The organism is Amycolatopsis sp. WAC 04197 (assembly GCF_003947475.1).
GTDB lineage: Bacteria > Actinomycetota > Actinomycetes > Mycobacteriales > Pseudonocardiaceae > Amycolatopsis > Amycolatopsis japonica.
This window is the reverse complement of record NZ_QHJK01000014.1, coordinates 225,214-248,254: the sequence shown is the minus strand read 5'-3', so window position 1 is coordinate 248,254 and position 23,041 is coordinate 225,214. Positions and strand designations below refer to the sequence as shown.

Sequence of the window (23,041 nt, the reverse complement as noted above, 5' to 3'; positions counted from 1 at the left end):
GGACGGAGGAATGTGACAGATGGCCGAGCAGGATTGGGTGAGCGAGCGGTTCGCCGAGCACCAAGGTCGCTTGCGGGCGGTGGCCTACCGGATACTCGGCTCGCCGGGGGAGGCCGAGGACGCGGTGCAGGAGGCGTGGCTGCGGGTCAGCCGCGCGGACACCGACGACATCGAGAATCCGGCGGGCTGGCTGACCACGGTCGTCGCCAGGGTCTGCCTGAACATGCTGGAATCCCGCCGCGCCAGACGGGAGGAGGCCGCGGGGGCGATGCCGTCCGAGCCCGGCCTGCCGGATATCGCCAAGGAAGACCCGGAGGACGAGGCGCTGCTGGCCGATTCGGTCGGTGTCGCGCTGATGGTGGTGCTGGACAAGCTGAACCCCGCCGAGCGGCTCGCGTTCGTCCTGCACGACGTGTTCGCCGTGTCGTTCGGCGAGATCGGCACCGTCCTCGGCCGTTCGCCGGCGGCGGCAAGGCAGCTCGCGAGCCGGGCCAGACGCCGGGTGCAGACCGCTTCCGACGAGACGGACGCCGCGCGATCCCCGAAGCGGGAGGTCATCGCCGCCTTCCTGGCAGCCGCCCGGAACGGTGATTTCGAAGCCCTGCTCGAAGTGCTCGACCCGGACGCCGTGGTCGGCGAGGTCCGCGGCGGCCACGCGGTCGCGGCCTTCTTCTCCGGACGCGCGGAGGCGGCCCGGCTGGCCCTGGTCGGCGGGGATCCGTCGGCCGTCTGGTCGCATCGCGGCCAGGCGAAGGCCGTCTTCACGTTCAGCGTTCACGACGGGAAGATCACCAGGATCGACATCGACACCGACCCGGAACGCCTCCGCGGTCTCGAAATCGCCTTCCTCAGCGCCAAATGATCCGGCTCTTCTCATGCACGCTCGCCGTCCACGATCTCGGCGGCGCGCTCGGCTTCTATCGTGACGTGCTCGGTTTCACCGTGTGGAGTGACGGGCCGGTGAGCGTCGGGCCGCCTTCGCAGCCGGACGTGCGGATCGTCCTCGAACCACCCGACGCGGACCGTGGTGCCTCACCGGCCGACCGGTCCGCGATCGAGGACCTGATGTCCAAAGCCTTGCTGAACCGACTCGTCTTCACGACTGACGACTGCGACGGCACCTTCGAGCGCATCGAGGCCGCGGGCGCCGAAGTGATGCAGGAACCGATCGACCGGCCAGGAGGAGTACGCGATTGCGCCTTCCTCGACCCCTCCGGCAACATGCTGCGCTTCATCCAGAGGAGGGAAGCTTGACGTCCTCAGGCGTCTTGTCCGCCCGCAAACCCCGCCACGTCGTATGCCGCAGACGGCCGTCCGGGGTCCAGTTCCGGTGCACGACCTCGCCGACGAGTTCCGGCTCCACCCAGTGCACCCGCCGCGCCCGATCGCGCGGGACCTCCGAGGCGAAGGGCGGCTTCTTCCGCTCCAGCGGGGTGAGCCGGGCATGCAGGTCTTCGAGCACCTTGTCGCTGAACCCGGTCCCGACGTCGCCGATGTACCGCAGGTCCCCGGCGTCGTCATGGGCGCCGAGCAGCAGTGCGCCGAGCGTTCCCGAGCGCCGTCCGTCGCCGGGACGCCAGCCGCCGATCACGACCTCTTGGGTGTGCCACAGCGCCCGTTTGATCCACTGCCGTGTCCGCTTGCCGGGGTAGTAGCGGCTGTCGAGCTTCTTCGCGATCAAACCTTCGAGCCCGTGCTGCCGGACGACGTCGAGCAGCTGGTCGGGTGAGATGTCCTGGTCGGTGTACCCCGGTGGGATGGCGATGCGGCCGCCGGCGCCCAAGGAGGTCAGCACCTCGCGCCGGGCCTCGTACGGCTCGTCGAGCAGGACGTCGCCGTCGAGAAACAGCACGTCGAAGGCGAAGAAGTGCACCGGGCTGCGTTCCAGCAGCGACGCGTCCGGCGTGCGCAGGTGCCGGGTCTGCAACAGCGGGAAGCTGGGCCTGCCCTGCTCGTCGAGCACGACGATCTCGCCGTCGAGGACGGCTTCGCGGCCATCGAGCGCTTCGCCGGTGACATCCGGGTACGTCGCCGTGACGTCGAGCCCGCGGCGGCTGGTCAGACGCGTTTCGCCGTCGCGCGCGACCCGCAGGCAGCAGCGGTAGCCGTCCCATTTGTATTCGTAGGCCCACCCGCCGGTGGGCAGGTCGCCGTCGGTCGCCAGCATCGGGGCGATCGCGTCCGGCACGGTGCTCATGCCTCACGGTACCCCGGAAACCCCGCCGGTGATCTATCGTCGAAGGGTGCCTGAGGAGCGGATAACGGTCGAGGTCGAGGGTCGGCGGCTGGGGCTGTCCAATCTGGACAAGGTGCTCTATCCCGCGCACGGTTTCACCAAACGCGAGGTCCTCGACTACTACCGCCGGATAGCCCCGGTGATGCTCCCGCATCTGCGCGACCGCGCCGCCACCTTCCGCCGGTTCCCCGACGGTGTCGACGGCGAACCGTTCTACGAGAAGAACGTTTCCCGGCACGCGCCCGACTGGGTGCGCACCGCGCGGCTCACCAACCGCGGCCGCCGGGGCGGGGACGAGACGCTCGACTACCCGGTGGTCGGCGACCTCCCGACGCTGATGTGGGCGGCCAATCTCGCCGCGCTGGAACTGCACGTTCCACAGTGGACGGTCGGCCCCCGTGGCGCCCGGAAATCACCCGATCTGCTGGTGTTCGATCTCGATCCCGGACCGCCCGCGGACGTCGTCGACTGCTGCCGAGTGGCCGAGACGCTCAGCGACCTGCTCATCGGGGACGGTCTCACGGTGTACGCGAAGACCAGCGGCAACAAGGGAATGCAGTTGTACTGCCCGGTGCGCACCCGCTCCGACGAACGCACCTCCGAGTACGCCAAGGCCGTCGCGGAGGAACTCGCGCGCCGGTCACCGGAAACCATCGTCGCCAAGATGACGAAGGCCATCCGCCCCGGCCGTGTGTTCATCGACTGGAGCCAGAACAACACCGCCAAGACCACCATCGCGCCGTACTCGCTGCGCGGCCGGGCCGTCCCGACCGTGTCCACGCCGGTGACCTGGGAGGAGGTCGAAGCCTGCCGCAAGGCCGCCGACCTGCTGTTCACCGCCGAGCAGGTGCTCGAACGCGTCGAGGAGATGGGCGACCTGTTCGGCGACATCGCCGAGCATCGCGCGGCCGTGCCCCAACGGTGACCGGAGTCATGTTTGAACCGTGGCCATCGGGAAAACCTCAGGTCAGAGGAGTGACCCCGAATGACCGAACACACCAAAGACCCCGAAGGCTGGTCAGCGCGAGCCCTGGCCATGCTGCGAGCCGTGGCACAGGGCAGGGCCGAGATCACCATCAGCCTGGAGCCCGATCTCTACGTCGACGGCCTGCCGTGCAGTGACCAGAGCACGGCCCACCGTCTGGCCCACGCCGGCCTGATCCGGATGCCGGACGGTGGAGTTCCCGGCAGCCGGGTACCCGCGGAATTGTCCGAAACAGGACAGGATCTGCTGGAGCCCTTGGCGCCCGCCGCTTAGCGAAGAGCAACCCGGAAAGACCACTGTGGACTCCCGCCCGTTCCGCATACGATCTGCGGAGCGGGTGCGCGGGGGTGCGTGCCCACCGGGCTGGTGCCTCCGGGACCGGTGAGGATGTGGCTGTTGACCGGGTATCACACGCTGGCCGAGACCGAGAACGCCGTCCGGGCCAAACTGGGCGGTATCCCGCTGCTGTGGGAGCGGATGGAGGCGGTGGCCAACCTCCACCGCGCCGCGACCGCGGTCCGGCTGCATTTCGAGAACTCGGTACTGCGCACCGCGGGCCTCACCTGGACCGCGTTCGTGGTGCTCTGGGTGGTGTGGATCTTCGGCGAGAAGGAGACCAGGCACGTCGCCGCCGAGTCCGGGATCACCAAGGGGACGCTGACCGGGGTCATGAAGACCCTGGAGGCGCACGGCCTGGTCACCCGGCGCAAACACCCCGTCGACGGGCGGCTGGTGCTGCTCGCGCTGACCCCGGAGGGGGAGCGGCTGATGCGGGAGCTCTTCCCGGAGTTCAACCAGGAGGAAGCGTTCGTCACCGAACGGCTCAGCTCCGAGAAGTGCACCGAGCTGGCCGCTTCGCTGCGGGAGATCGTCCGGCAGCTGGAAGAGAAGGGCGAAGAGCGGCGGACCCGGGGGAGCTGACCCCTACCGAAGACGGTTGCGCGGGACCTCCGGCGACTCCTACGTTTTTTGGAGCCGAACGAAGCGAAGGGCGCCCTTGATGGACTTCCGGTACTGGCTCGGTCAGGCGTTGACGTCGAACGAGGCGTGGGCGGAGACGTTCACCCCCGTCCGGCCGCATCCGTCGCTGGAGATCTCCGACGGGCGGTTCGAAACGGCGTTCGAGGAGCTCACCGAGCGGCTGAAGGACAACTATCCGTTCTTCCACCCGTCCTACGCCGGCCAGATGCTCAAACCGCCGCATCCGGCCGCCGTGGTCGGCTACCTGACCGCGATGCTGGTCAACCCCAACAACCACGCGCTCGACGGCGGTCCCGCGACGGCCGAGATGGAACGCGAGGTCGTCCAGGCACTGGCCACGATGTTCGGCTACCGGGAGCATCTGGGGCATCTGACCACCAGTGGCACGATCGCGAACCTCGAGGCGCTGTTCGTCGCGCGGGAAACGCATCCGGGCAAGGGGATCGCGTACAGCGCCGAGGCGCACTACACGCACGGACGGATGTGCGGCGTCCTCGGTGTCGAGGGGCATACGGTTCCCGTCGACGGGCGTGGCGCGATGGACCTCGACGCGCTCGAAGATCTGCTGCGCACCGGGAAGATCGGCACCGTCGTCCTCACCGCCGGGACGACCGCGCTGGGCACGGTGGAGCCGATCCACGAAGCGCTGGCGCTGCGCGAGCGCTACGGCGTCCGGGTGCACGTCGACGCCGCCTACGGGGGATTCTTCCGGCTTCTGTCCGGTTTGGACGGTCCCGAAGGGCTGCCCGAAGCCCCGTGGCTGGCCATCGCCGAGGCCGACTCGATCGTCATCGATCCGCACAAGCACGGCCTCCAGCCCTACGGCTGCGGCGCGGTGCTGTTCTCCGACCCCGGGGTGGGCCGGTTCTTCCTGCACGATTCGCCGTACACCTACTTCACCTCGGAAGAGCTGCATCTCGGCGAGATCAGCCTCGAATGCTCCCGGGCGGGGGCGGCCGCCGCGGCGCTGTGGCTCACCTTCCGCGTCCTGCCGCCCACCCCCGACGGACTGGGCCGGGTGCTCGCGGCCGGGCGCCGCGCGGCGTTGCGGTGGGCGAAACTGCTGGAGGACTCCGAGCGGTTCGACCTGTACCAGCCACCGGAACTCGACATCGTCACCTACTTCCCCAGGACGGAGCCGCGTTCGCTGTCGAGGATCGACGAGGAGAGCGCGCGGATCCTGCGCACCGGTATGGCCGCGGCGAGGGAGCCGGTGTTCCTCAGCACGCTGCGGATCGGCGAGGCGCAGTTCGGTCTGCGTCACACCGGGGTCGACGCGGATGCGGACGGCGCGAGGATCCTGCGTAGCGTGCTGATGAAGCCCGAAAGCGAGGACCACGTCGACCGGCTGCACGAACGGCTGGAAGAGTTGTCCCGCGGTTGAGCTCGCCAGTACCGCAGACGAATGGATCCACCATGCCCGCACCAGGTCCCGCCGAACCCGTGACCGCGATCGAGCCGAAATCGCTCGGCACCGGGTTCCGGCGGCGGCACGTCACCATGCTGGCCATCAGCGGGGCGATCGGCGCCGGGCTGTTCGTCGGCACCGGCGCGGGGATCAAGACCGCGGGCCCCGGCATCCTGCTGTCCTATGTGGTCGCGGGCCTGCTCATGGTGCTCGTGATGCGCATGCTGGGCGAGATGGCCGCCGCCGAGCCGAGCAGCGGTTCGTTCTCGGTGTACGCGGAGAAGGCGCTCGGCCGCTGGGCCGGGTTCACCGTCGGCTGGCTGTACTGGTCGCTGCTGGTGGTCGTGGTCGCCGCCGAGGCGACCGCGGCGGCCGGGATCGCGAACGGGTTGCTGCCCGGGGTTCCCCAGTGGACCTGGGTGCTGCTGTTCATGGCGGTGCTGACCGTGGTGAACCTGTTCGCCGTGCGCTCGTTCGGGGAATTCGAGTTCTGGTTCGGCGCGATCAAGGTGACCGCTGTGGTCGCCTTCCTCGTGCTCGGCACGCTGGCGGTGTTCGGGGTCCTGCCGGGGACGACGCCGGTCGGGCTGAGCAATCTCACCGGGCACGGCGGTTTCCTGCCCAACGGCCTCCAAGGCGTGCTGACCGGTCTGCTCGCGGTCGCGTTCTCCTTCGGCGGTATGGAACTGGTGACCATCGCGGCCGCGGAGTCCGACGATCCGGCCGGTTCGATCCGCCGCACCACGCGCACGGTCATCGTGCGGCTACTCCTGTTCTACATCGGTTCCGTGGCGCTGATGGTGCTGTTGCTGCCGTGGGAATCCGCTTCGGCCAACACCAGCCCCTTCGTCACCATCCTGGACAAGGTCGGGGTGCCGTCGGCGGCACTGCTGATGAGTTTCGTCGTGCTGACGTCGTTGCTCTCGGCGCTCAACGCGAACCTTTACGGCGCCTCGCGGATGGTGTTCTCCTTGGCCGAACGCGGTGAAGCGCCGCGCGCGATGCTGAAACTGTCCGGCGCGGGCGTCCCGAGGACGGCGGTGCTCGCGTCGGTGGCCTTCGGTTTCGTGGCCGTGTTGCTGAACTTCCTCGCCCCCGAACACGTGCTTCCGTTCCTGCTGAACGCCATCGGGGCGAACATCCTGCTGGTCTGGATCTTCGTCGCCGTCTCCCAGCTGCGGCTGCGGAAGGCGGCGGAACGCGACGGCACGGCCGCCGACCTGCCGGTGCGGATGTGGGGTTTCCCGTGGCTCAGCTGGGTCGCGCTGCTGGCCATGGCGGGCGTCCTCGTTCTCATGTGGACGGACGCCGACGCGCGGACGCAGCTGTTCACCAGTGGCGCGGTGGCCGTGCTGATCGTGGCGATCAGCCTGCTCAGGCGACGTCCGCGACGCTGAACAACTCGCGCTCCACCCGGCTCAGCGCCAGCCGGACCGCGCCGAGCGCGACCGCGTCTTCGCCGAGCGCCGACGTCGCGACGCGCACCGGGAACAGCGCCAGCCGGGCGAGTTCGGCGCGCAGCCGTGTCGCCAACTCCGCGTCCGAGCCGCCGATCACCACCAGCTCGGGGTCGACGGCGAGGACCGTGGCGGCGACGAGCTCGACGAACCCGTCGGCCTGCCGCAGGGCGCCGATCTCGCCCGCCGCGCCGTGGTGGCCCGCGTGCGGTTTCCCGCCGAGCAGCAGGCCCAGCGAGACGGCGGCCCCGGCCCGCACGTAGACGACGTCGTCGAGGCCGTGCGCGGCGCCGCGCCAGTGTTCGGCCAAGGTCGCGAGGTCGGTGTCGTTCCCGGCCAGCACCGGGCAGCCGCCGGCGAACTCCGCGGGCAGGTCGACGCCGGTCCAGCCGGGAAGCCGGTAGTTGTGGACGACCTTGCCGCCGGACACCACGCCGGTGGTGCCGACGCCGAGCATCCGCACGTTGGCGTGGCCCTCGACGGCCGTGCCGAGCACCCGGTGCGCGGCGCCGAGCCGGTCCGCTGCGGCCGTTTCCGGGGTGAGCCCGGCCCTCGCCCGTCCGACGACGTCGCCCCGCAGGTCGGCGACCAGGCACAACGCCTGATGCGGGCCGATCTCGAGGCCGGCGACGTGCCCGGACTCCTGGCGGAACCGGTACCGCTTGGCGGGTCTGCCCCGCGGCCGCGGCGCGCCGGGGGAGAGCGGGACCTCCTCGACCAGGCCCTGTTCGCCGAGGTCCGCGGCGATCTCCTCGACGGTCGGCCGGGAGACCTCGCTCGCCTTGACCAGTTCCGAGAGGGTGAGCTCCTCCGCCGCGTACAGCGCGCGCAGGACGGCGATGGCGTTGAGCCGCCGCAGCAGTGACGGATCCCCTCCGGACAGCCTGGCCATGCGACTCCCTAGGCGGTGACGCGTTTGTCGTACTGGGCGCGCGCGAGGGCGATTTCGCTCTGGTGGTCCTCGGTCCAGGTGACCAGCGACTGGATGGTCTGGTGCAGCGTCATGCCCAGCGGCGTCAGCGCGTACTCGACCCGGGGCGGCACCACCGGATAGACGGTCCGGTTCACCAGCCCGTCGCGTTCCAGGTGGCGCAGCGTGGTGGTGAGCATGCGCTGGCTGATGCCGTCGATCTTGTACTTGAGCTCGGTGAACCGCAGGGTGTTGCGGTCCAGCAGCGCGATCACCAGTAGCGACCACTTGTCCGCCACCCGGTCCAGGATCTGGCGGACCTCGCAGTCCTCACGCGTGTCCCACTGGAAGGCCTCGTAGTCCCCTTCGGTGAGTTCACAACGACTAGGTGAGTTCAAAGTGCCTTCTTCCATGGTCATCGATAGTGACGGAAGATCCCCTTGGTTACAAGAGGGAACCGACCGGCCGATGAGTAACCGTCGGTTCCCGTTCACTGAGGGAGATCCGATCTTGAGCAACTCGCAAACGCTTCCGCGCGCCGACCGGATGGGCGGGCGGGCCTGGGGCGTGCTCCTGGTGCTGTGCGGCGCCATCTTCCTGGAGGGCATCGACGTCGCGATGCTGAACGTGGCGCTACCGTCCATCCGGGCCGAACTCGGCCTGTCGACCGCCACGCTGAGCGGCGTGGTGAGCGCCTACGTGCTCGGCTACGGCGGATTCATGCTGCTGGGCGGGCGCGCCGCCGACCTGTACGGCCGCCGCCGCATGTTCGTCGGCTGGCTGGTGGTGTTCCTGGTCTTCTCCGGGCTGGGCGGTTTCGCCACCGAAGGCTGGATGCTGCTGCTCGCCCGGTTCGTCACCGGCGTCGCCGCGGCCTTCATGACCCCGGCGGGCCTGTCCATCATCACCACGAGCTTCGAAGAGGGCCCGAAACGCAACAAGGCCCTGTTGTTCTACGCCGGCACCGGGGCGGGCGGTTTCTCGCTCGGCCTCGTCATCGGCGGCCTGCTGGCCAGGATCGACTGGCGCTGGGTGTTCTTCACGCCGGTGATCCTGTCCGCGATCATCCTGCTCGCCGCGCTCTGGCTGATCAAGGAACCCGCTCGCGACGAACGCGGCCCGCGTCGCCTGGACTTCGCCGGAGCGGTCACCGTCACGACGGCGATGCTGCTGATCGCCTACGCCGTGGTCCGGTTGGAACACCCGGGGCAGGGCTGGGGCTGGACCGTGGCCTCGTTCGCCGGGGGAGTGGCCGCGCTGATGGCCTTCGTGTCCGTCGAACGCCGCTCGCCCGCGCCGCTGGTGCGCCTCGGCATCCTGAGGTCGGGGCCGCTGGTGCGGGCGAACGTCAGCGCCCTGCTGTTCGCGGGTTCGTTCTTCGGGTTCCAGTTCCTGGTCACGCTGTACCTGCAGGAACTCCGGGGCTGGTCGACGCTGGAAACGAGCCTGGCGCTGCTCGCGGTCGGGATCGACGCGATCCTCGCGCCGACGCTCACCCCGCGGCTGGTGGCGAGGTTCGGCAACACGCGGCTGATCTTCGGCGGGTTCGTGCTCGCGGCCGTGTCCTACGCGCTCTTCCTGCCGCTGGGCATGGACTGGACGTACGCGGCGATGTTCCCGTCGATGATCATCCTGGGGCTCGGCTTCGCGCTCGCCTACGGTCCGCTGACGATCGTCGCCACCGACGGGATCGCCGAGGACGAACAGGGGCTCGCGGGTGGTCTGCTGTACACGGCGTTCCAGTTCGGCGCGGCGCTCGGGCTGTCCGCGGTGACCGCCGTCAACGTCGCCGCCCTCGGCGCGGGTGGTTCGCCCGAGGCGGCGCTCGGCGGATACCGGGCGGCGCTGGTCGTGCCGCTGGTGATGGCCGTGCTCGCCGCGATCATCATCGCGTCCGGCCGTCAGCGCGTCTCGGCGAAGGAAGCCAGGTTGGCCAGCGAAGAGGCGATCCCGGCCTCGTGATCGGCCTGGTCGATCCCGGACGGCACGTCCGTCGCGGTGACGGTCACCTCGGTGCCGTCACCCGCGGCGGCCAGCTCCCAGGTCATCGTCATGGTGCCCGCGAAGGCCGGGTCTTCGGATTCGAAGACGGCCTTGTGCACCACGCGTTCCGCGGGTACCAGGTCGGCGAACCCGACCTCGACGACGTCCGTCGCGTCCGACGATTTGCCGGGCGCGGCGGACGCGTCGAGGTAGGTGAGGGTCATCCGGAAACCGCCGCCGGGCCGCGGATCCCAGTGCTCGATCCGGCCGCGCATCCCTTCGGGCGGCAGCCAGGCTTCGAGCGACTCCCGGTCGAGGAGTGCCTGGTAGACGGTCTCGGGCGGGGCGGCGATCGTCCGGCTGCCGCTGTCGATCCTGTCCATGGGCCGAGTCTAGGGCGGATAGGGTGATCATCGCGGATCACGGACGGCGGTAGTCCGGGGAGGGGTGATCCACATCGAGTACTTCATCGCCTGGTCCGCCTTCCTCGGTGGCTGGCTTCTCGTCGCCGGGCCGATGTATCAGGGCGCGCTCGAACTCCGCGAGGAGAGCGAGCGGTTCCACGACCTGCGCGCGCTCAAGGAGATGCCGCGCCCGGACTTCGGCGAGCCCGTTTCGCGCTGGTGGTGGCTGTTGCCCCCGGTGGCCATCGCCAAGGAACGCCGGCGGCGGCGCAAGGTGCACCGCGAGGTCGCGAAGTCGTTCACGGCCGAGCAGCGGCGCACCATGGCCACCTTCGCCAACAAGGCCCGCGGCTGGTTCATCGTCACCGGGGGCGCCTTCTTCATCGCCCTCAAGGAAACGTGGCATCTGAACCACCTGTACCACTGGCCTTTGTGGATCTACTTCGCGCTGGTGATCGTCCCGCTGGCGCTGAGTTTCGCCCACACGTCAAGGGGCCTGCGGCTCACCGTCCTCATCATGGGTACCGAGGAGTGATGGTGTCGCGGGTGATCGACTCCACCTTTTCCTGCGCCTTCTTGGCGTCGGTGACCCAGAGCTTGTAGAAGTCGAACGGGCAGTCCGCCACGCCCTTGTCGCCTTCGTCCGCGTCCTGCACGCCGGTGTACCCGCGGTGCAGCAGTTTGAAGATGTGGTTCTGCGACTGGTCGTAAGTCCGCGCGTCACGGATCGCCGAAACCGAAAGCTGCGCGTACTGGATCCCGTATTCCTCTTCGCCGGTCTCGCCGAGCGTGCGCCCGTCGAAGCCGATGATCGCGGAATGGCCGAAGTACGAGTACACGCCGTCGAAACCGGCGGCGTTCGCCACGGCCACGTAACAGTTGTTGGCCCACGCCATCGCCTTGGCGATCAGGATCTGCTGCTCCTTCGCCGGGTACATGTAGCCCTGGCAGCGCACGATCAGTTCGGCGCCCTTCATCGCGCAGTCGCGCCAGATCTCCGGGTAGTTCCCGTCGTCGCAGATGATCAGCGAGATCTTCATGCCCTTGGGGCCGTCGCTGACGTAGGTGTCCTCGCCGGGGTACCAGCCTTCGATCGGGCACCACGGCAGGATCTTGCGGTATTTCTGGACGATCTCGCCGCGGTCGTTGATGAGCACGAGCGTGTTGTACGGCGGCTTGTTGGGGTGGTCTTCGTGCCGCTCGCCGGTGATGGAGAAGACGCCCCACGTCTGGGCCTCACGGCACGCGGCGGCGAAGATCTCGGTCTCCTCGCCGGGAATCGTCGCGGCGGTCTCGTACATTTCCTTCGGGTCGTACATGATGCCCTGCGTCGAGTATTCGGGGAACACCACGAGGTCCATGCCGGGAAGGCCGGATTTCATGCCCACCACCATTTCGGCGATCTTGCGGGCGTTGGCGAGGACTTCGGCCTTGGTGTGCAGCCGCGGCATCTTGTAGTTGACCACCGCGACGCCGACCGTGTCCGGGCTGGCGGCAATGTCACCGTGTCGCATGAAGACTCCTTTTCTCCGAACGGTTTTTCAGGACGGGTAAACGCCGGTGAGGCCGAGGAAGGCGGGCACCGTGCACGTCGGCTGGCTGAGCAGCAGGGCGGTCCAGCCGGTGAATCGCGTCAGATGTTCTTTTCCGAGGCCGAGAACCAGGAAGAACAAGGTCCACAACAGCGCCCAGGAAAGCCAGATGACCCCGAACACCGGATCGCCGTCGTGCCAGAAGGCGATTCCCGCGTACACCACGGCGGCACCCGCCACGAAGAGCGAGAACCAGCCGATGCCCTCGGGTGCGAGGTCCGCGAGGTTCGCGATGCCGACGTACAGGTAGGTGAAACCGAACAGGTACAGGCCGGACGCGGCCAGGATCGCGTCCCGGTCGCCGCCCGCCTGCACGATCAACACGGTCGGGGTGACGCATTGGAGCGCGCCGACGAACAGGTTCAGCACCGCCGCCGACCGCGGCGGTATCCGGCCGAGCAGCATCAGGCCGTTGATCATCAGAGCGGCGCCGACGTAGAGCAGGCCCACGTTGCCCACGCTCACCTCCGCGTAATCGGCGTCACTTGGAATAATTTCAAATGAAAGTATGTGGTGTGCCGGAGCGAGTCAAGAGGGCGGATTTCAGAGCCTGGTGAGGACTTCGAAGTCGTACCCGTCGGCGATCGCGAGATGGACGTGCTGGTCGGCCTGCTGTCCACGGAATTCGATCGTGCCGCGAGGGCCGTGGTAGGCGACGCCGTCGATCGCCGCGTTGAGCGCGGGAAGTTCCGAAGTCCCCGCCCGGCGGACGAGTTCTGCCAGCGTGTGCAGTCCCTCGTAACAGGATTCGGCGGCGTTGTTCAGTGCGGGGGCCCCAGGTCCGTTGCGGTCGACGTAGCGGCCGAGCAGGTCCATCGCGTCGGCGGTGACCATGGACCGGAAGTAGGCGGCGGAGACGTAGAGGTTGCCGGTGGCGTTCGCGCCGCTCGCCAGGAGCATGTTCTCCTCCATCAACGGGCTGAACCGGACGAGCCGGTCGCTGAGCCCGTGCGCGGCGAAGGCCCGGTTGAAGCGCACCGCGTCCTGCCCGACCAGCAACATGAGCACACCGTCGCTTGTGGACTGTTCGATCCGGCGGACCACAGTGGACATATCGCCCGCGCCGAGCCCGACGAACGCCTCGCCGGTGATACGCAGGTCGAGATCCTTGGCGTACTGCCGGATCGCGCGGGTCGACCGGTGAGGCCAGACGTAGTCGTCGCCGACGACGAACCAGCGCCGGGTGCCGAGGTGATCGCGCAGCCACCGCAGTGCCGGCTCGATCTGGCACCGCGGTGTCTCGCCCGTGCAGAAGATGCCCGAGCGGCGTTCGCCGCCTTCGTAGAGCGAGGTGTACACGTACGGGATCCTGTCCGCCGCGACCGGCGCGAGCGCGTGCCGGACCGACGAGATGTGCCAGCCGCTCACCGCGTCGACCTGTCCGTTGTCGACGAGACGCCGCAAGTCCTCGGCTACCCGCGCGGGACTGCCGCCGCCGTCGACCACCTCGGCCTCGACCTGCCTGCCGAGGATGCCGCCGGAATCGTTGAGTTCGTGGACGGCCAGCTCCGTGATCGCCTCGCACGAGGGGCCGAACAGCCCGGCGGGCCCCTGCAACGGGACCACCATGGCCACACGCCAGGTGTCGTCGCGGGGCCGGGTGGCGAGGCGTAGGGGCATGGCGCTCCGTGCGGTGGCCCGGTAAGGTCGAAGTGCTTTCACCTGGAAGTATCGCGAGGGTGTCCGGTTTTGGCAAGGGGACGGGATATGGGGACACACGGCGTCACGACCGCCGGAACGTCGCTCACCGGCTCACTCACCCGCGCCGCCCGGGCCGTCGCCGCCAGGGTCGAGCAGGTGCTCGCCAAGGAAGGCCTCACCTTGGACCAGTGGCTGGTGCTGGACGCGCTGAACGGCAAGGGCGGTCTCGCCATGGCCGACCTCGCCGACCGGACGCTGGCCACCGCCCCGACGTTGACCAGGGTGGTGGACAAACTGGTGACCACCGCGCAGGCCTACCGCGAGGTCGACGCCGCCGACAGGCGCCGCGTGCTCGTCCACCTCAGCGCCCGTGGCCGGGCGACGTACCGGCGCGTGGCCGCGAAGGTCTCCGAGGCCGAAGCCCGGCTCGACGTGCCGGACGAAGTGCTCGTGGCGCTGCGGGGTCTCGGCGGCTGAAGGTCAGCCGTGCGGCGGGTACGGCATCGACCGTGCCGGTGCTTTCGCCTTCGTCGGCGTGACGATGCCGAGGACCGGGGCGACCAGCAGGGCGAGAACACCGAGTCCCGCTGTCACCCCGGCCGCGGATGGACTACTTCGCGGGGAAAGAAGGCGCCATGACCTCGATCTCTTCGTCGAAGCCTGGTCGAGGACAAGGTCGCCGCGGTGCCCTCACTTTCCACCTTTTTGGGCGACCAGCAACCCGTTCGCGCCGGGGGCGTCGATGATCAAGCCGGCGGTACGGACGTCGATGAAGCCTGCTTCGGTCAGCCAGGCGGTGTATTCGGCGCGAGTGTAGTTCTGGCCCTCCGTCGTCTCGATCAGCATGTTCAGACTGCTGATCGCGCCCGCCACCGGACCGGTTTCGTCGTCGTTCACGAACGACTCGGCGATGAGCAGGGTGCCGCCGTCCGCCAACGCGGCGTGGCACTTTCCGAGCAGCTTCCGGTTGTCCCCCTCGCCCCAGTCGTGCAGCACGTTGGACAGCAGCATGAGGTCGTATCCGCTCGGCAGTTCCTGCTGGAAGAAGTCGCCGGCGTGGGTGTCGATTCGATCGGAGAGCCCGGCTTCGGAGATCGCCTTCCGCGCACCCTCGCAGACGAACTCGAGGTCGTAGACGGTCGCCTCCAACCGCGAGTAGTGAGAGCACAGTTCGATGCAGAACGCGCCCGCCGCGCCGCCGACGTCGAGCAGCCGGTCGTACGGGCGGAAGTCGAATGACGCGGCGAGCGAACGGGCGGTGTACATGGCGCCGGAGGACAGCATGCTCCAGAACATGTCGAGCATGGCGCCGTCTCCGGAGAACAGATCGGTCTCCTCGGTCGAGTCCGGGTCCCAGGTCGTGGGCCGGTTGTTGCGGATCGCCCATTCCAGCCGATCCCACGCGCCGTACTCCCGGCGATCGGTGAACCGCACCAGGTCGCCGAAGTAATAGCGCTTACCGGGTACCAGGAACTCTTCGGAGATCGCGGAATTGCGATACCGGCCGTCGACGCGGTCGAGCAGGCCGAGCGAGGCGCACGCGGCGAGCAACATCCGTGCCGGACGCCGGTGGATCCGGTAGCGCTCGGAGAACTCCTCGGCCGTGGTGGTGCCGCCGTCCCTCAGATTGGCGAAGATCTCCAATTCGAGCGCGACGGCCAACACCTTGGCGATCCGGAAACCGTCGGCGATCTGCATCAGCGGTGCGGGTGTCAGCGGTTCCACCCCGGTATGTGCGTTCAGGCGCATCGTCTCTCCTTGTCCGGCAGCGTCGAGGGTCATCCTGACCCGGCCCGCTGGAGTCCCGGTGGAGCACGGCGAGGGCTGCTACATTCGATTCAACTCCATGCGCATGCATCTACTGAGCGATCGGATGACGGGCTTGTTCTTGCAAATGGGTGAAAATACGTTCGACACCGAGTTTGCACAGCGCTTAACTAGCTGCATGTGCATGCAGTAGAGTGCGGGTGAGGGGGCTCGACCCCGACGTGTTCCGTAGATTCCCGACGTTCCTTGGCGGTTGGATATGACGAACAGCGACATCAGTACCGACATCGGCACCACCGAGTCCGGTCCGCCGGACGGGCTGGATGCCTCATTCATCAGGATGGCCATCGTTCTGCTGCTGGGTATGTTGCTGGCGTTGCTGGACGAGACGATCGTCAACGTCGGTATCAAGACCCTCACCGCGGAGTTCGCGTCACCGCTGTCCACCATTCAGTGGGTCACCGCCGGCTATCTTCTCGCCGTCTCGGTGGCGATCCCGCTCTCCGGCTGGGCGGTCGACCGGTTCGGTGGCAAGCGGATGTGGCTCGTCTCGGTCAGCCTCTTCGTACTCGGTTCGGCGCTGTGCGGGATGGCCTGGTCCGTGGAAAGCCTCATCGCGTTCCGGGTGGTGCAAGGACTCGGCGGTGGCATGATCGTCCCGGTGGTGCAGGCGGTCCTGGCTCGCGCGGCCGGCCCGCACCGGGTCGCCAAGGCCATGGGGCTGATCTCGATCCCGCTCACCGTCGGGCCCGTGCTCGGCCCGCTGCTCGGTGGTTTGCTGGTGGATCAGGTCAGCTGGCGGTGGATGTTCCTGATCAACCTGCCGATCGGCGTCTTCGCCCTGTTGTTCGCGATCAAGGCCGTGCCCGCCGACACCGACGGCGATTCGGCAGGCCACAAGCTGGATCTGCTCGGCCTGCTGTTGCTCTCGCCCGGATTCGCGGCCTTGGTGTACGCGTTGTCCACCGCGGCGCACGAGGGTGGTTTCGGCTCGGCGAAGGTGGTCGTGACCCTGATTCTGGGCGCGGTGTTCCTGTTGGCCTACCTGGCACACGCGCTGCGCGGCAGGATCACGCCGTTGATCGATGTCCGGCTCTTCGCCCGGCGCGGCTTCACCATGGCGGTCGCGGTGATGTTCCCGATCGGTGCGGTCGCGAACATTCTGCTGTTCCTGACGCCGCTCTATTACCAGCAGATTCGCGGATTCGGCGCCGTGCACGCCGGGCTGCTGCTCATCCCGCTGGCGTTCAGCGCGCTCGGCACGATGATCGCGGTGCGCCTCGGGGCCACCTACACGCCGAGGGTGACTTCGCCGATCGCCATGCTGATAGCGGCACTCGGCACGCTGCTCTACACACAGCTCGGCTCGGACAGCAACCAGGTGGTGCTGGCGATCGGAATCGCGCTCGCCGGGTTCGGGGTCGGCGCGACGATCCCGCCGACCATGGCGTTCATGTACCGGGCGGTCGCCCCGGAGGCGGCTGCCCGGGCCACCGGCGGCCTGTTCATTCTGAACCAGCTCGGTGGTGCGGTCGGTATCGCGGCCGCCGCCGTGCTGCTGCAGCGCGGCGGCAGCACGACCTCGGTGATCGCCTTCGGTGACACCTACTGGCTGGTGGTCGGTTTCAGTGTGGTGGCGGCGATCGCGTCCGTATGCCTTCCCGGCCCGTTCCGGGTTCCCGTCGAGGAAGCGGCTCCCGCCACGGCATAGCGGCGTTCCAGCACCGCTCGTCCCGCCACCGGCAGCATTTCGGTATGACATCCGATGACCAGACCCAAGTGCTGATCGCCGGTGGCGGGCTGACCGGTCTCGCCGCTTCGATGTTGCTTTCGTGGCAGGGAATTTCGTCGATCCTGGTCGAACGTCACCCGGGCACTTCGATCCATCCGAGGGCGCTGTCCTACAACCCGCGCACCACCGAGATCTTCCGCCTCGCCGGGATCGGTGCGGCGGTCCGGCGTGAGGAGCTCCCGGTCGACGGCGGGGTGCCCCGGCGGTTCACCAGCCTCACCGGTGCCGAGATCGGCATGGGCCGGGAGGAGGGTGACCAGGTCGAGGACCTGTTCGAGAATCTGTGGGAACGTAAGGTATTGATCGCGCAGAGCCGGTTGGAACCGATCCTTCTCGACCGGGCGGCGGAACTCGGTGCGGACGTCCGGTTCGGCACCCGAATGGTTTCCTGGAGTGAAGAACCGGACGGGGTGCGAGCCGTGGTGCGCGACGAGAGCACCGGCCTGCGACGAGTGATCCACGCCGACTACCTGATCGCCGCGGACGGTGGACGGAGCCCGGTCCGGGATCGGCTGGGTATCGGCATGCACGGTTTCGGCACGATCTCGCCGTGGGTGAGCATCCTGTTCCAGGCCGACGTGGACGACGAACTGGGCAGGCGAATTCCGCCGGTGTGCTTTTTGGACGGTCCGCGGGTCAAGGGCTTTCTCGCGCGTTATCACGATCAATGGGCACTGGCCACGGTTTTCGAACCGGACGATGAGGCCGGGGCGCGGCTTTCCGACGGCCGGTGCACCGAGCTGGTTCGCTCCGCGTTCGGGGTGCCCGAACTCCCGGTCCGCCTGCTGAGCACCTTGTACTGGGAGGTCGCCGCCAGGGTGGCCGACCGTTACCGGCAAGGCCGTGTGCTGCTGGCGGGAGACGCCGCGCATGTCATGCCGACGATGGGCGCGTTCGGGGCGAACACGGGAATCCAGGACGCCTTCAATCTGTCCTGGAAGCTCGCCCAGGTGTTGCGTGGAAGCGCCGGGCCGGACTTACTGGACAGTTACGAGGCCGAACGGCGGCCGGTCGCGGACACCACGGTGAACCAGGCGGTGGCCCGGTACCGGAACCGGCTCGGACAAGGCCCGTCAGTTCCGCTGATGAGCAATTTCAGCCTGGTCTTCGGGTACAAGTACGCGTCGTCCGCCGTGCGGGAGAGGCCGGAAGCCGACCAGGGTTACGACGAGAAACCCAGCGGCCGCCCTGGGACCAGGGCGCCCCACGTCCCGGTCGCCGGAGACCCCGGTGTCAAGTCGACGATGGACCTGTTCGGCCGCCGGTTCACCTTGCTGGCCGGCGAGCGGGCCGAGCGGGTCGCGAACGCGACCCGTGCCGCGGCGGAGCGGCTCGGCGTGGATCTCCGGGTCGTCCACATCGGACAGCGGGCGGGACTGGCGGACACCGACGGCCGGTTTCTCGCCCGGTACGGCATCACCGAGCGCGGCGCGGCGCTCGTGCGGCCGGACGGAGTGGTCGGCTGGCGGTCCGCCGACGGCGATCAGGACCCGGAACCCGAGTTACGTGCTCTGCTCGCCAGAACCCGGTGAGAGGCAGGTGGAGGTGTCGAGGTCCGAGCGCCTCGCCCGGGAGCCGGGCAGGCGGGTTGCGACCTCGACACCTTTGCCTTGCTTCTTCGCGGATCACGAACATGATCCGCCGGATACGGTCCGGTGGCTCAGGGAGTGCGATGGAGAATGGCGGCGAGGGCCGAGGCCAGGTCGTCCGCGTCGGCGGCCCGCGGCGAGCGCCAGGCGATGAACCGGTCCGGCCGCACGAGGACCGCACCGGGCGCGGTCACCCCGTAGAGCTTCTCCCAGAGCCCGCCCGGGTCTCGCAGGTCGCCGTGCTCGCCGATCCGGTGCACGTTCACCTCGACTCCCAGCCCGGCCGCGACCTCGGCCGCGGCCGACGGCCACGAGCCGCTGGGATCGGAGGTGAGCAGGACGAACGCGGAGCCGAAAAGGGCCGAAGTGGACGTCGGTTCGCCGTCGCTGGTGGTCAGCGGGACATACGGGGCACGCGATCCCGGCCTGCCGGAGGGGGCGGCCGGATCCTCCACGATCTCCCCGTCGTCGCCCGGCTCCGCCATGATCGCCCCGACGGGATACCGGTAGCCGAAGATCAGCATGGGCAAGGGCAGCTGGTCGGGGACGTCGTCGGCCGCGAGGTCCGGCCGCAGCCGCTGAACAAGGTTGGCGTACTGCTGCTCGGCCAGCAGGTCGGCGACAGGACGGCGTTCCGTGTCGTGACTGTCCAGCAAGCCGTCGCCCGCTTGGCCGTGCAGCACCGCGGCCAGTTTCCAGCCGAGGTAGAAGCCATCCATGATCGCGGTGTTGCCACCGAGTCCGCCAGTCGGTGGCATCACCTTCGCCGCGTCGCCGACCAGCAGTACACGGCCGTCGGCGAACCGATCGGCCACCGCACAGGTGATCGAGGTTTCGGCGCATTCGACCACGGCCGGCTCGCGTCCGGCCAACCCCAGATCGGCGCTGAGCAGTCCGGCGACGTCGCCGGGGGCGCGGGTGGTGAGATCGGCCAACTCGGGGGTCATGTTGTAGAAGACGCCGTACCTGCCGGGGACGTCGGTGGTGAAGAAGACGATCGGGCCATGCCGCGTGGTCAGATGGAAAGCGGCGAACTGCCTGCCGTCGGTCAGCCCGTCCCGCTGGTCGAGAACGCCGGTGAGGTCCGCGTCGAACAGCACCCGTATCACGGCACCCACCTCCCCCCGCCCGTGCGTGCCGACACCGAGGGTCTTCCGCACCGCACCGCGCCAGCCGTCCGCGCCGATCAGGTAGTCGGCGTACACGGTGCGATCGGTACCGGTCTTCAGGTCCCTGATCACCGCGACGACTTCGTCCCGGTTCTGGACGAACGAGCGCAACTCGGTGCCGAAGCGCACGTCCGCGCCGAGTTCTCCGGCCCGGACGGCGAGGATCTCTTCGCACTGGGCTTGGCTCGCCTGTCCCCAGTCCTCCGGTGAGAGGTGTTTCAGGGCGTCCGCCGGGGCACTGAAGTCCTTCCGCACCGGTCCTCGCAGACTGTCCGCGATCACCATGTGGAAGTCCTTGTTACGTCTCGCCGTCATGGCGTGCAGCCGATCGGCGACCCCGGCGACCCGCAGAGCTTCCATCGCGTGGATGAACTGGCCCTGGGCCTTGACCCCGGTATAGGTCGACCGGTGCCGTTCGCATACCAGCGCGGGGACTCCGCGAAGACCGAGGAAGACCGCGGTGCTGAGCCCGGCCAATCCGCCGCCGGCGATCAGCACCGGTACCCGTTCAGCCGACATCGTCGATCCTCGCCCGGTCGTCGAGCGCGCAGTCGAGCAGCGTTACGCCACGGTCACGACGTACGACTTTGCCGACCGTGAGGCCGGCGGAACCAGCGAGTGCACGCCAGGCCGCCTCGGTGCGTTCCCGCCCACCCATCAGCACCAGTACCCGCAGGTCCATCGCGGTGACGGACTGGTCGGCCCGGTCGTCGACGACCCGGTCCGCGATCAGCACCCGGCCATCCCTGCCCGCGGCTTCCGCGCACCGGCGGAGGATTCGCCGCGCGTCCGGGTCGCTCCAGTCGTGGAGCACATTGGAGAGCAGGTACACGTCCGCCCCTGGAGGCAACGGTTCGAAGAAGTCGCCGCCATAGGTGGTGGCTCTGCCAGTGAGACCGGCTTCTTCCAACACCTTCTTCGCCTCGACGACGGTCGCGGGCAGGTCGAACACGGTCCCGGAGAGACGGGGGAAGCGGGACAGGATCTCGGTCAGTAGCCCGCCCGCCCCGCCACCCACGTCGACCACAGTGGACACTCCGGCCCAGTCATATCCTTCGGCCACCTCGTGGAACCAGTAGTCGTGACCGGACATGATGGCGTCGAAGGACGGGATGATCGACGGGTCGGCGGCGTCCGCCCAGAACGATCGCCCGAAAACGGAGGAGTAACCCGGTTCCCCGGTACGCACCGAGTGCAGCAGGCCGGCGAACGCGCCGTCGATCCGTCCTCCGATGCCTGTCAGATCGAGGCGCGCACGCCAGCTGCCCGGATGGTCCGTCCGGAGCGGCTCGGCACTTTCGGTCAGCGCGAAGACTCCTTCGCTCGGTTCGGCGAACACACCCTGCCGGGCGAGGTGCCGCAACAACCGGCCGAGCGCGTCCGTGTCGGCACCCGCGGCCTCGGCGAGATCCGGCAGCCGGGTACGCCCCGCCGCGAGGTGGTCGGCGATCCGCAGGGTGGCGGCGACCCGGACCGCCCATGGGGTGAGGATATCGGCGGCCCGGAACAGGTCGAGCGTTGGTGCGGACATCGTTTTCCCTTCGCTCAGGAGAAATGTGGCAGCACGTGGTCGGCGAACAGTTCCATGGTCCGTACCGACTCGGCGAACGGCATGTTGCCGGTGATGACCTGCAGGCTGATGGTGATGTCGCCGAACCAGCCGCGGATCGTCTCCAGCCGCTGGATCACCTCGTCCGGGGAACCGACCAGGACTTTGTTGTCCGTGAGGTGTTTCGTGAAGTCACTGTTGCGTACGTTCTCCACTATCTTTTCGTAGCCTTGGTACTGGTCGCTGCGCGTGTGCGTCCAGGACTCGACCGCCGCGACCAGTTTCCGGTTGGTGTTCTCCGAATAGGTGCGGCCGAGGGTGCGCGCTACTTCTCCGTCCGGTGCCAGATAGCAGTTGTAGGACATGTGGATGTCCTCGTCGACTGGTTCGTAACCGGCTTCGGCGGCTTCCTTGCGGTACAGCGTGAGCATGTCCTGCAGCTTTTCGCGTTTGTTGATCGCGGGCACCAGCATCAACCCGTAGCCTGCGCGACCCGCCGCGGCACACGTCTCCGGCGTGACCGCCGAAGTGACCAGTATCCGGGGGTGCGGGCGCTGGTAGGGACGCGGCAGCATCGTGAGCGGGCCGAACCGGTGGAAGGTGCCGTTCCAGATGACGTCCTTCTCCGTCCACAGCAAGCGGCAGGCGGCGATGCCCTCGTCGAACCGCGGCCTGCTCTCGTCCATGGACACCTCGTAGGCCGCGAACTCGTCCGGCAGGAAAGCGCGCCCGAAACCGACGTCCAAGCGGCCGAGGGAGATGTTGTCCAGCATGGCCAGCTTCCCGGCCAGCTTGATCGGGTGGGTGAAAGCAGGCAGCACCGCGCCGGTGACCAGCCGGATCTTGCTGGTCCGCGCGGCCGCGGCGGCGAGGAAGGTGACCGGATCCGGGCTGTAGCCGCCGTAGCCGGTGAAGTAGTGCTCCACCGTCTTGACATGATGAAAGCCGAGCCGCTCGGCGAGCTCGGTCAGTTCGAGTGCCTCCTGGAAGTAGCGGTCGGCGGGCTTCTCGTCCTCGCCCACGGTGGGGAAAAGGTTGATACCGAACTTCATGTCTGTCCTTAGTGGTCGGTCAATGGACACCCAGGGTGGATGTGGTCGCGGTGAGGAAGCCCCGGTCGTGGTAGAGCAGCGGCTTTCCGGGATACCGGGCGGTCGCCTCGATCCGGCCGAGGACCAGCGCGTGGTCGCCCGCCTTGACCTCCTGCCACACCACGCATTCGGCATGGGCGAAGCAGTCGTCGACGAGGATCGGGGCGCCGCGACCGGCCGCCGACGGCCGGATGCGCAGGCCGGCGAACTTATCCGGACTCTTCGTGGCGAACGCCCCGGCCAGCAGGTCCCGGCCGCCTGCCAGGAAGTTCACCGCGAAACCACCGGCTTCCCGGATCGCCCTTAGCGTGTTCGACCGCTCGTCGACACTGACCGCGAGCAGCGGGGGATCCTTTGCCAGTGCGCAGATCGTGGTACTCGTCAGGCCGTGCGGCCGTCCGCGGAGGTCCACCGCGGTGACCACGGCGACCGTCGCGGGCACCGCGGCGAACAGCGTCCTGAACTCGTTCTCGTCGATCGGCATCCG

Annotated in this window: 24 protein-coding genes; 12 read left to right on the top strand and 12 right to left on the bottom strand. The window is 68.4% G+C overall.

Annotated elements, in window-relative coordinates; all coding sequences use genetic code 11:
- The first annotated feature begins 19 nt into the window (after positions 1 to 19).
- Together DMC64_RS38510 and DMC64_RS38505 are read left to right on the top strand one after the other, a co-directional pair.
- Positions 20 to 862, top strand: a complete 843-nt coding sequence (locus DMC64_RS38510; RefSeq protein WP_125737519.1) for a sigma-70 family RNA polymerase sigma factor — start codon at positions 20 to 22, stop codon at positions 860 to 862.
- Positions 859 to 1,254: a VOC family protein gene (locus DMC64_RS38505; protein ID WP_125737518.1), complete on the top strand. Its 396-nt coding sequence runs from the start codon at positions 859 to 861 to the stop codon at positions 1,252 to 1,254. Before DMC64_RS38510 ends, DMC64_RS38505 begins: the two co-directional genes overlap by 4 nt.
- Here the strand turns inward: DMC64_RS38505 and ligD (DMC64_RS38500) are convergent.
- On the bottom strand, positions 1,232 to 2,197 hold the full coding sequence (ligD, locus tag DMC64_RS38500) for a non-homologous end-joining DNA ligase (RefSeq protein ID WP_125737517.1): 966 nt from the start codon (positions 2,195 to 2,197) through the stop codon (positions 1,232 to 1,234). The genes DMC64_RS38505 and ligD (DMC64_RS38500) overlap by 23 nt on opposite strands.
- A gap of 46 nt (positions 2,198 to 2,243) precedes the next feature.
- Between ligD (DMC64_RS38500) and ligD (DMC64_RS38495) the strand changes: the two genes are divergently transcribed.
- From ligD (DMC64_RS38495) to DMC64_RS38475, 5 genes are all read left to right on the top strand, one after another.
- Positions 2,244 to 3,161: a non-homologous end-joining DNA ligase gene (gene ligD / locus DMC64_RS38495; protein ID WP_125737516.1), complete on the top strand. Its 918-nt coding sequence runs from the start codon at positions 2,244 to 2,246 to the stop codon at positions 3,159 to 3,161.
- A 60-nt stretch (positions 3,162 to 3,221) separates the two neighbouring features.
- Positions 3,222 to 3,494: a hypothetical protein gene (locus DMC64_RS38490; RefSeq protein WP_125737515.1), complete on the top strand. Its 273-nt coding sequence runs from the start codon at positions 3,222 to 3,224 to the stop codon at positions 3,492 to 3,494.
- A 114-nt stretch (positions 3,495 to 3,608) separates the two neighbouring features.
- Positions 3,609 to 4,142 carry a MarR family winged helix-turn-helix transcriptional regulator gene (locus DMC64_RS38485; RefSeq protein WP_123798827.1) on the top strand — a complete coding sequence of 178 codons (534 nt, stop codon included), beginning with the start codon at positions 3,609 to 3,611 and terminating at the stop codon, positions 4,140 to 4,142.
- Between the two features lie 79 nt (positions 4,143 to 4,221).
- Positions 4,222 to 5,586, top strand: a complete 1,365-nt coding sequence (locus DMC64_RS38480) for an aminotransferase class V-fold PLP-dependent enzyme (protein ID WP_125737514.1) — start codon at positions 4,222 to 4,224, stop codon at positions 5,584 to 5,586.
- A 32-nt stretch (positions 5,587 to 5,618) separates the two neighbouring features.
- Entirely contained in the window at positions 5,619 to 7,007 is a 1,389-nt protein-coding gene (locus DMC64_RS38475) for an amino acid permease (RefSeq protein ID WP_125737513.1), read from the top strand.
- On the opposite strand, the gene DMC64_RS38470 is transcribed toward DMC64_RS38475, so the two are convergent.
- Entirely contained in the window at positions 6,985 to 7,959 is a 975-nt protein-coding gene (locus DMC64_RS38470) for an ROK family transcriptional regulator (RefSeq protein WP_125737512.1), read from the bottom strand. The genes DMC64_RS38475 and DMC64_RS38470 overlap by 23 nt on opposite strands.
- Before the next feature lie 8 nt (positions 7,960 to 7,967).
- Complete coding sequence (locus tag DMC64_RS38465) at positions 7,968 to 8,396, bottom strand: helix-turn-helix domain-containing protein (RefSeq protein WP_125737511.1); 429 nt, start codon at positions 8,394 to 8,396, stop codon at positions 7,968 to 7,970.
- 127 nt (positions 8,397 to 8,523) lie between these two features.
- Here DMC64_RS38465 and DMC64_RS38460 point away from each other — a divergent pair, with 127 nt between their 5' ends.
- On the top strand, positions 8,524 to 9,939 hold the full coding sequence (locus tag DMC64_RS38460) for an MFS transporter (protein ID WP_125737563.1): 1,416 nt from the start codon (positions 8,524 to 8,526) through the stop codon (positions 9,937 to 9,939).
- On the opposite strand, the gene DMC64_RS38455 is transcribed toward DMC64_RS38460, so the two are convergent.
- Positions 9,879 to 10,343, bottom strand: a complete 465-nt coding sequence (locus tag DMC64_RS38455; RefSeq protein ID WP_125737510.1) for an SRPBCC family protein — start codon at positions 10,341 to 10,343, stop codon at positions 9,879 to 9,881. The two genes, DMC64_RS38460 and DMC64_RS38455, sit on opposite strands and share 61 nt — an antisense overlap.
- 64 nt (positions 10,344 to 10,407) lie before the next feature.
- Here DMC64_RS38455 and DMC64_RS38450 point away from each other — a divergent pair, with 64 nt between their 5' ends.
- Positions 10,408 to 10,899 carry a hypothetical protein gene (locus DMC64_RS38450; protein WP_125737509.1) on the top strand — a complete coding sequence of 164 codons (492 nt, stop codon included), beginning with the start codon at positions 10,408 to 10,410 and terminating at the stop codon, positions 10,897 to 10,899.
- Here DMC64_RS38450 and DMC64_RS38445 read toward each other — a convergent pair.
- The 3 genes from DMC64_RS38445 to DMC64_RS38435 form a co-directional block, all read right to left on the bottom strand.
- A complete protein-coding gene (locus tag DMC64_RS38445) occupies positions 10,880 to 11,878 on the bottom strand; it encodes an aliphatic amidase (protein ID WP_125737508.1) in 999 nt (332 codons plus the stop codon). The genes DMC64_RS38450 and DMC64_RS38445 overlap by 20 nt on opposite strands.
- 27 nt (positions 11,879 to 11,905) lie before the next feature.
- Entirely contained in the window at positions 11,906 to 12,415 is a 510-nt protein-coding gene (locus tag DMC64_RS38440) for an AmiS/UreI family transporter (protein ID WP_370325632.1), read from the bottom strand.
- Positions 12,416 to 12,499: 84 nt separating this feature from the next.
- Positions 12,500 to 13,576: a substrate-binding domain-containing protein gene (locus DMC64_RS38435; protein WP_255432919.1), complete on the bottom strand. Its 1,077-nt coding sequence runs from the start codon at positions 13,574 to 13,576 to the stop codon at positions 12,500 to 12,502.
- Between the two features lie 87 nt (positions 13,577 to 13,663).
- Here DMC64_RS38435 and DMC64_RS38430 point away from each other — a divergent pair, with 87 nt between their 5' ends.
- Complete coding sequence (locus DMC64_RS38430; protein ID WP_037347720.1) at positions 13,664 to 14,074, top strand: MarR family transcriptional regulator; 411 nt, start codon at positions 13,664 to 13,666, stop codon at positions 14,072 to 14,074.
- Positions 14,075 to 14,287: 213 nt separating this feature from the next.
- On the opposite strand, the gene DMC64_RS38420 is transcribed toward DMC64_RS38430, so the two are convergent.
- On the bottom strand, positions 14,288 to 15,346 hold the full coding sequence (locus DMC64_RS38420) for a methyltransferase (protein WP_052121286.1): 1,059 nt from the start codon (positions 15,344 to 15,346) through the stop codon (positions 14,288 to 14,290).
- A gap of 277 nt (positions 15,347 to 15,623) precedes the next feature.
- Here DMC64_RS38420 and DMC64_RS38415 point away from each other — a divergent pair, with 277 nt between their 5' ends.
- A complete protein-coding gene (locus DMC64_RS38415; RefSeq protein WP_037347717.1) occupies positions 15,624 to 17,075 on the top strand; it encodes a DHA2 family efflux MFS transporter permease subunit in 1,452 nt (483 codons plus the stop codon).
- Between the two features lie 44 nt (positions 17,076 to 17,119).
- The gene (locus DMC64_RS38410) at positions 17,120 to 18,688 is read left to right on the top strand and encodes an FAD-dependent monooxygenase (protein ID WP_158634313.1); all 1,569 of its coding nucleotides are present in this window, start codon (positions 17,120 to 17,122) and stop codon (positions 18,686 to 18,688) included.
- Between the two features lie 128 nt (positions 18,689 to 18,816).
- On the opposite strand, the gene DMC64_RS38405 is transcribed toward DMC64_RS38410, so the two are convergent.
- The 4 genes from DMC64_RS38405 to DMC64_RS38390 are packed head-to-tail and all read right to left on the bottom strand — an operon-like array spanning position 18,817 to position 23,038.
- Entirely contained in the window at positions 18,817 to 20,433 is a 1,617-nt protein-coding gene (locus DMC64_RS38405; RefSeq protein WP_125737506.1) for an FAD-dependent monooxygenase, read from the bottom strand.
- The gene (locus DMC64_RS38400) at positions 20,423 to 21,445 is read right to left on the bottom strand and encodes a methyltransferase (RefSeq protein WP_052121283.1); all 1,023 of its coding nucleotides are present in this window, start codon (positions 21,443 to 21,445) and stop codon (positions 20,423 to 20,425) included. Before DMC64_RS38400 ends, DMC64_RS38405 begins: the two co-directional genes overlap by 11 nt.
- Positions 21,446 to 21,459: 14 nt before the next feature.
- Positions 21,460 to 22,515 carry an LLM class flavin-dependent oxidoreductase gene (locus DMC64_RS38395; RefSeq protein WP_037347712.1) on the bottom strand — a complete coding sequence of 352 codons (1,056 nt, stop codon included), beginning with the start codon at positions 22,513 to 22,515 and terminating at the stop codon, positions 21,460 to 21,462.
- Between the two features lie 19 nt (positions 22,516 to 22,534).
- On the bottom strand, positions 22,535 to 23,038 hold the full coding sequence (locus tag DMC64_RS38390) for a flavin reductase family protein (RefSeq protein ID WP_125737505.1): 504 nt from the start codon (positions 23,036 to 23,038) through the stop codon (positions 22,535 to 22,537).
- Positions 23,039 to 23,041: the final 3 nt, after the last annotated feature.

What these genes read in the sequence shown, in the direction of transcription:
- DMC64_RS38510 (WP_125737519.1), top strand. Translation starts at nt 20, where the DNA reads ATGGCCGAGCAGGATTGGGTGAGCGAGCGGTTCGCCGAGCACCAAGGT.
- DMC64_RS38505 (WP_125737518.1), top strand. Translation starts at nt 859, where the DNA reads ATGATCCGGCTCTTCTCATGCACGCTCGCCGTCCACGATCTCGGCGGC.
- ligD (WP_125737517.1), bottom strand. Translation starts at nt 2,197, where the DNA reads ATGAGCACCGTGCCGGACGCGATCGCCCCGATGCTGGCGACCGACGGC.
- DMC64_RS38490 (WP_125737515.1), top strand. Translation starts at nt 3,222, where the DNA reads ATGACCGAACACACCAAAGACCCCGAAGGCTGGTCAGCGCGAGCCCTG.
- DMC64_RS38485 (WP_123798827.1), top strand. Translation starts at nt 3,609, where the DNA reads ATGTGGCTGTTGACCGGGTATCACACGCTGGCCGAGACCGAGAACGCC.
- DMC64_RS38480 (WP_125737514.1), top strand. Translation starts at nt 4,222, where the DNA reads ATGGACTTCCGGTACTGGCTCGGTCAGGCGTTGACGTCGAACGAGGCG.
- DMC64_RS38475 (WP_125737513.1), top strand. Translation starts at nt 5,619, where the DNA reads ATGCCCGCACCAGGTCCCGCCGAACCCGTGACCGCGATCGAGCCGAAA.
- DMC64_RS38470 (WP_125737512.1), bottom strand. Translation starts at nt 7,959, where the DNA reads ATGGCCAGGCTGTCCGGAGGGGATCCGTCACTGCTGCGGCGGCTCAAC.
- DMC64_RS38465 (WP_125737511.1), bottom strand. Translation starts at nt 8,396, where the DNA reads ATGACCATGGAAGAAGGCACTTTGAACTCACCTAGTCGTTGTGAACTC.
- DMC64_RS38460 (WP_125737563.1), top strand. Translation starts at nt 8,524, where the DNA reads ATGGGCGGGCGGGCCTGGGGCGTGCTCCTGGTGCTGTGCGGCGCCATC.
- DMC64_RS38455 (WP_125737510.1), bottom strand. Translation starts at nt 10,343, where the DNA reads ATGGACAGGATCGACAGCGGCAGCCGGACGATCGCCGCCCCGCCCGAG.
- DMC64_RS38445 (WP_125737508.1), bottom strand. Translation starts at nt 11,878, where the DNA reads ATGCGACACGGTGACATTGCCGCCAGCCCGGACACGGTCGGCGTCGCG.
- DMC64_RS38435 (WP_255432919.1), bottom strand. Translation starts at nt 13,576, where the DNA reads ATGCCCCTACGCCTCGCCACCCGGCCCCGCGACGACACCTGGCGTGTG.
- DMC64_RS38430 (WP_037347720.1), top strand. Translation starts at nt 13,664, where the DNA reads ATGGGGACACACGGCGTCACGACCGCCGGAACGTCGCTCACCGGCTCA.
- DMC64_RS38420 (WP_052121286.1), bottom strand. Translation starts at nt 15,346, where the DNA reads ATGCGCCTGAACGCACATACCGGGGTGGAACCGCTGACACCCGCACCG.
- DMC64_RS38415 (WP_037347717.1), top strand. Translation starts at nt 15,624, where the DNA reads ATGACGAACAGCGACATCAGTACCGACATCGGCACCACCGAGTCCGGT.
- DMC64_RS38410 (WP_158634313.1), top strand. Translation starts at nt 17,120, where the DNA reads ATGACATCCGATGACCAGACCCAAGTGCTGATCGCCGGTGGCGGGCTG.
- DMC64_RS38405 (WP_125737506.1), bottom strand. Translation starts at nt 20,433, where the DNA reads ATGTCGGCTGAACGGGTACCGGTGCTGATCGCCGGCGGCGGATTGGCC.
- DMC64_RS38400 (WP_052121283.1), bottom strand. Translation starts at nt 21,445, where the DNA reads ATGTCCGCACCAACGCTCGACCTGTTCCGGGCCGCCGATATCCTCACC.
- DMC64_RS38395 (WP_037347712.1), bottom strand. Translation starts at nt 22,515, where the DNA reads ATGAAGTTCGGTATCAACCTTTTCCCCACCGTGGGCGAGGACGAGAAG.
- DMC64_RS38390 (WP_125737505.1), bottom strand. Translation starts at nt 23,038, where the DNA reads ATGCCGATCGACGAGAACGAGTTCAGGACGCTGTTCGCCGCGGTGCCC.